This is a genomic window from Paracoccus sp. Z118, assembly GCF_019061185.1.
Lineage (GTDB): Bacteria > Pseudomonadota > Alphaproteobacteria > Rhodobacterales > Rhodobacteraceae > Paracoccus.
Genome location: NZ_JAHQZU010000056.1, coordinates 1 through 5,715, shown reverse-complemented (window position 1 = coordinate 5,715; position 5,715 = coordinate 1). Strand labels below are relative to the sequence as shown.

The following is a 5,715-nucleotide window of genomic DNA, read 5'->3' as shown; positions in this document are numbered from 1 at the left end:
GGCGGTGCCGCCTGAGGGCGCTGTCCGGCTGACGAGAGGAACTGAATCTTGGTAACATTCTTACGTTGGATCGCCCGGCTGGCGCTGGTGGCGGTTGTGGGCGTGGCTGCGGCTTACTGGTATGGCACAAGGCTGCCTGCGAGTCCCTTCGACGGGGTTCAGCCGGCCGCGGCGATGCCGCTGGAGACGGGGCAATACGCCGCGCGCGTGGCGGATTGCGTGGCCTGCCACTCGACCCATGAGGGCCAGCCCTTTGCGGGCGGGTTGGAGATGGGCACGCCGCTCGGCTCGATCTACGCGACCAACATCACCCCCGACCCCGAACACGGGATCGGCAACTACAGCCTCGCCGACTTCGATCGCGCGGTCCGGCGCGGCGTGGCGCCGGACGGGCGGCGGCTTTATCCGGCGATGCCCTATCCCTCCTACGCCAAGCTCAGCGACGAGGATGTGGCGGCGCTCTACGACTACTTCATGAACCACGTCGAGCCGGTGGCGCAGCCGAACCCGCCCACGGAAATCGCCTAGCCGCTGAACATCCGCTGGCCGATCGAGGTCTGGAACGTCGCCTTCGCGCCAACGGACAGCTTCGAGCAGGACCCGGAGCAGAGCGACCTCTGGAACCGCGGCGCCTATCTGGTGCAGGCGGGCGGGCATTGCGGCTCCTGCCACAGCCCGCGGGGCTTTGCGATGAACGAGCAGGGCTACGACGAGACCGACCCGGCGTTCCTGTCGGGCGCGCTGCTCGACGGCTGGTATGCGCCGGCCCTGCGGGGCGGATCGGGCAATGGCATCGGCCGCTGGAGCGAGGACGAGCTGGCGGCCTACCTCAAGACCGGCCGCAGCCGGCATGGCGTCGTCTTCGGCTCGATGCTGGAGGCGTTCAACAACTCCACCGCCTTCATGACCGAGGACGACCTGCGGGCGATGGCGCATTACATGAAGTCGCTGCCGCGCGCGCCCGAGCCAGCGTGGGAATATGACGAGACCACCACGGCAAGCTTCGCGGGCGGCATGGCGGAATCGCAGCCGGGCGCGCAGCTCTATCTGCAGAAATGCAGCTATTGCCACGGCCGCGACGGCCAGAACCGCGGCACGTTCATCCCGCCGCTGGCCGGGCCGTCCTCGGTCCTCGCGGATACCCCCGCCTCGGTCATCAACATCATCCTGAACGGCGCCGGGCGCGTCGTCGCGGACGGGGTGCCCGACAGCTACCGGATGCCGCCCTACCGGGTGCAGCTGACCGACCGCGAGATCGCCGACATCGCCACCTTCGTGCGGACCTCGTGGGGCAACACCGGCGGCGCGGTGACGCCCGAGGAGGTGCGCGACCTGCGCGAGCGCACCGACCCGTTCAGCGACAGCGTGATCCTGCTGCAGATGCGGTGATGGCGGTCATGCTGGACATGGTGCGGACATCGAGCGGCGGGCACCCGGCGCTGCTGGACCCATGGCGCGCGGCGCTCGACTGGGGCGAGGGGACGGTGCTCGCGGTGCTGACCGCGACGCACGGTCCCGCCTACCGCCTCGCCGGGGCGGCCGCCGCCATTGCAACCGACGGCCGCTTCGCAGGTGCGATCACCTCGGGCTGCATCGAGGCGGACCTGATCCTGCGTGCAGCGGATGTGCGCCGAACGGGGCGGCCCTGCCGGGTTCGATATGGCGACGGGTCGCCCTTTTTCGACCTGCGCCTGCCCTGTGGCGGCGCAATCGAGCTGGAGCTGTTCCAGCTGCGCGATAAGGAGCCGCTGGCGGCACTCGACCTCGCCCGCGGCGAACGCCAGTCGCTCGCGCTGCATGTCGCCCGCGACGGCGCGCTGTCCTGCCAGCCTTACCGGCGGACCGGGCCGACACCTGCTGGCTTCGCCATCGGTTTTCAGCCCGATATCCGTTTCCTTGTTTTCGGGGCCGGTCCCGAGGCGCTGGTCTTTGCCGGGTTGGTGCGCGATCTCGGATACGACCACATGCTGGTGACGCATGACGATGCCTGCCTCGATGCTGCCCTCGCGGCCGGTTGCCAGGGACAAGGGCTGGCACGACTGGGCGACATTGCCGATCTTCGTCCCGATCACCGCACGGCGGCGGTGCTGTTCTACCACGACCACGACTACGAACCGGAAATCCTGCGCCGCCTGCTCCGGTCCGAGGCCTTTTACATCGGCGCGCAGGGCAGCCGGGCGACGCAGCGCGCGAGGTTGGAGCGGCTGCACGAATTCGGCGTGTCAGACGCAGACACGGCTCGGATACAGGGACCGATCGGCATCCTTCCCTCGGCGCGCGACGCCCGCACGCTGGCCATTTCGGCGCTGGCTGAAATCGTCGGGCAGGTGGGATGATCGGCACCGGCCATCGCAGCGGTGGATTGGCCAAGCGGCCCGGACCTGACCCGCGTGAAGTGGGCGGATCATGTCTCGCCGGAGCCTGATCGCCGAACCCGTGAGGCGGGGAATCTTGCGCCAGCACTTCCGGGGAAGTTTGATCCAGCGTTTACAAGCGACGCAGCGTCGACCGTCCGATGCCGAGATCCTCGGCGATCTCCCTTTGCGTGTGGCCGCTCGTCTCGACCAGACGATCGGCCTCCGCCTCGAATTCCTTTCCGAACCGGCGCTGCGGATTGCCCATGAAATGCTCCTCTTTCCTTCAGAAGAGCTCTCCACTTTGCCGGGGCAAGTCCAATCGAGAGAGCAGCGGAGATCGTTCTGTCGCTGGATAACGCCTGCGCCCGTTGAGGGGGAACGCCCGACGCCAGAGACATACGCGCCCAGGAAGCGCGTATGTCCCCCAGGGGTCACCGGTCCGGGATCACCCCTTCGGCGGCTTCGAGCGCGGCAGCATTGTCCGGTCCCAGGCCGCCGTCGGCACCGCCGAGATTGAGCATCATCCATCCGTCCTCGATGCGCCCAGGTATCTCCTCCGCGCTGAACGACTTGCCGCAGGCTACATCGTGGGCGAGGCAGGCCGCCAGAATCGTTCCAAGCGCTTCCTCGATCTCGGGCGAATTGCTCGGCACGCCCATCGAACGCGAGAGGTCCGAGGGCCCCACGAAGAGCGCGCCCACGCCGGGGGTAGCGGCGATGGCGTCGACGTTCTCCAGGCCCTGCGCCGTTTCGATCATCATGATCGCCAGAAGCTCGCCGTCGGGATTCAGAGGCCAGACATCGGCCACTTCGGCATATTCCGACGACGGAATACCCCAGAGCCAGGTTGCATGGTCCGGGGACCAGCCGCGCAGTCCTGCAGGCTCTGGAAGTTCCGAATCCCGCGCCTGTGGATACCGCATCGACCGCACCGCGAGTTCGGCCTCTTCGGCCGTGCTGATCGAATTGAAGATGATCCCCATCAGCCCGAGATCGAGGGCCTGCTTCGATATCCACTCAACCTGCTCTCGCCCATATGGCGGAAACCGCGCGAAAAGCGCGATGTCTGACTGGAGATTCCCACGTTCATGTATGCCTGCCCGGTCGATGGTGGCGAGCGAGAACCGGTGGAGCTCGCCAAAATCCATCGGGTTGTGCTCGAAATCGATATAGACGTAATCGATCGGCGCTCTCGCGAGAGCCTTGGCATGCTCGGACGAAAGATTCCCGGTGCTGACGCCGATGAAGGGCTGCCCCTTGGCGAGCCGCTCTATGACGGGATTGAGGTAGCGTGTTCGGGACGCAGCTTCGCCTGCCCCGGCGGTATCCGCGTTCGCTGCCGCCGCGCCCGAAGGGGCGTCCGTGATCGCGCTTTCCGCAGTGCCGGGGGTGCCTTGGGCAAACACCGGCGATGCTGCAAGGCAGGCAAATGCAAACGCCGCGGTGATGCAGCGCGCCATGCCTGTGGAAAGACTGTCCAGGGTCATGTCCGTTTTCCTCCTTCTTGTTCTATTAACGGCGGCTCTGACGAATGATGCCCGTGGCGCCGCTCGCACCAGTGCGTCTCGGGTGTCGGCTCTCGGAGGCTGGCAAGCGAATCATGCGAACTGGTGACCGAAAATGATTGCCAGCTAATGAAAGGATCTACACACTACATGAACGTTCGCAACTACCGTCTACATATGAGGGGCACTGACATTACCAGTGCTCGCGAAACAAGAGGAGTATGCCGTGCGTTTTACCGGATATGCCGCGTCCATTTTCACCCTATCGATCGCCTGCGCCGCGCTGTTGGGCAATCCCGCCTTTGCACAGGAAGTGGTGCCGCCACCGCAGCAGACCATAAGCGATTTCTCCCCGCGCGAGATTCCGCCGGACAAGCGGGCAGTGATGTCGCAGGAGACCGAGATCCTGGAGGGGGTCGATCCCGCGGGCGTGCCGCATTACCGGGTGGATCCGTTCTGGCCAAAGCCACTGCCGAACAACTGGATACTCGGACAGGTGTCGGGCGCCCATGTCAGCGACGATGACCATGCGTGGTTCATTCACCGCCCCAACTCGCTGAGCGATCGCGAGGTTGGCGTGACGCAGGATCCCCCGATCAACAAATGCTGCTATCCGGCCCCGCCCGTCGTCGAGTTCGACCAGCAGGGCGATCTCGTCATTGCCTGGGGCGGTCCGGGCGAGGGCTACGACTGGTTCGAGAACGAGCACGGCATTCATGTCGATGGCGAGGGCTTCGTCTGGGTTGGCGGCAACGGGGACAGCGATCACCACCTGCTCAAGTTCACCCGCGACGGCGAGTTCGTCATGCAGATCGGCGAACCGGGGGCGAGCCAGGGCTCGAACGATACCGAGAACGTCAACCGTCCCGCCGACATGGACGTCGACGAGGAGGCGAACGAGATTTACGTCGCCGATGGTTATGGCAACCGCAGGGTCATCGTATTCGACACGGAAACCGGCGAATACAAGCGGCATTGGGGCGCCTACGGCAACGCGCCCGACGACAGCGTGGCCCCGCCGGAGGACCCGCGCCAAGGCGATGCCCCGCAATTCGGCAGTCCGGTCCACTGCGTCCGAATAGCCGACAGCGGCCAGGTCCTCGTCTGCGATCGCGTGAACAACCGTTACCAAGTATTCGAGAAGGACGGCACGTTCGTGGACGAGGCCTATTACGAGCGCGACACGCTGCTGAGCGGGTCGGTCTCGGACCTCGTTCTTTCCACCGACCCCGACCAGCGCTTTGTGATCATGGTGGACGGCTCCAACAATGAAATGAGGATTGCGGACCGTGCCGAGGCAAAGACCCTCGCCCGGGTGGGACGACCGGGACGTCAGGCCGGCCAGTTCCACGTCGTGCACGACATCACGATCGACTCGGCAGGGAACATCTACACGACCGAGGTCAACACTGGACAACGCATCCAGAAATTCGAACTGATCGCGCCAGCAAACTGATGCAGCGGCAGGGCGGGAGTTCGCTCCCGCCCTGCACTACGGGCGACGAGCCAAGGCGTCGCGGTCTGGATCCTCGAGGCGCGGGGTGCACAAGTCCTGCAAGGACTATGTGCCCAGCTACATCTACATCGACGTCAAAAGCCTGCCGCAGATGGCCGACGAGGACCGCGATGCTATCTTTGTTCCACGCTACCGCTGGGTGTTCGTGCGCGTCTCCCCGGCCGCCAAGGGATGATATGCATCAGCGCCTTAAGCTGCTCGCAAATCCATGCGGAGCCGCCGCATCATGTCGAAACAGTGTCCAAATCCTGTCCCCGCAACCATAAATACTATACTTGCACTAACCTCCTGTTCGCAGGAGGTTTTTTTCGTTTCGGACAGCTGATCCGCATCCAGG

At 65.1% G+C, this 5,715-nt stretch carries 6 protein-coding genes and 1 pseudogene; 5 read left to right on the top strand and 2 right to left on the bottom strand.

Annotation, left to right across the window (positions count from 1 at the left end; translation table 11 throughout):
* Positions 1–48: 48 nt before the first annotated feature.
* From KTN05_RS17060 to KTN05_RS17050, 3 genes are all read left to right on the top strand, one after another.
* On the top strand, positions 49–528 hold the full coding sequence (locus KTN05_RS17060) for a c-type cytochrome (RefSeq protein WP_217330572.1): 480 nt from the start codon (positions 49–51) through the stop codon (positions 526–528).
* A 111-nt stretch (positions 529–639) separates the two neighbouring features.
* Positions 640–1,389, top strand: a complete 750-nt coding sequence (locus KTN05_RS17055) for a cytochrome c (protein WP_217330571.1) — start codon at positions 640–642, stop codon at positions 1,387–1,389.
* Complete coding sequence (locus KTN05_RS17050) at positions 1,389–2,336, top strand: XdhC family protein (RefSeq protein WP_217330570.1); 948 nt, start codon at positions 1,389–1,391, stop codon at positions 2,334–2,336. Before KTN05_RS17055 ends, KTN05_RS17050 begins: the two co-directional genes overlap by 1 nt.
* Before the next feature lie 157 nt (positions 2,337–2,493).
* Here the strand turns inward: KTN05_RS17050 and KTN05_RS17045 are convergent.
* Together KTN05_RS17045 and KTN05_RS17040 are read right to left on the bottom strand one after the other, a co-directional pair.
* Positions 2,494–2,622: pseudogene (locus tag KTN05_RS17045) on the bottom strand (transposase); the annotation flags it as partial.
* Between the two features lie 166 nt (positions 2,623–2,788).
* Positions 2,789–3,844 (bottom strand): HpcH/HpaI aldolase/citrate lyase family protein, encoded by a 1,056-nt coding sequence (locus KTN05_RS17040; protein ID WP_217330569.1) that lies wholly within the window; start codon positions 3,842–3,844, stop codon positions 2,789–2,791.
* Between the two features lie 244 nt (positions 3,845–4,088).
* Here KTN05_RS17040 and KTN05_RS17035 point away from each other — a divergent pair, with 244 nt between their 5' ends.
* The gene (locus KTN05_RS17035) at positions 4,089–5,318 is read left to right on the top strand and encodes a hypothetical protein (protein WP_217330568.1); all 1,230 of its coding nucleotides are present in this window, start codon (positions 4,089–4,091) and stop codon (positions 5,316–5,318) included.
* A gap of 109 nt (positions 5,319–5,427) precedes the next feature.
* Positions 5,428–5,553, top strand: coding sequence for a hypothetical protein (locus tag KTN05_RS18280; protein ID WP_371823401.1), 126 nt, complete (start codon positions 5,428–5,430; stop codon positions 5,551–5,553).
* Positions 5,554–5,715 lie beyond the last annotated feature (162 nt).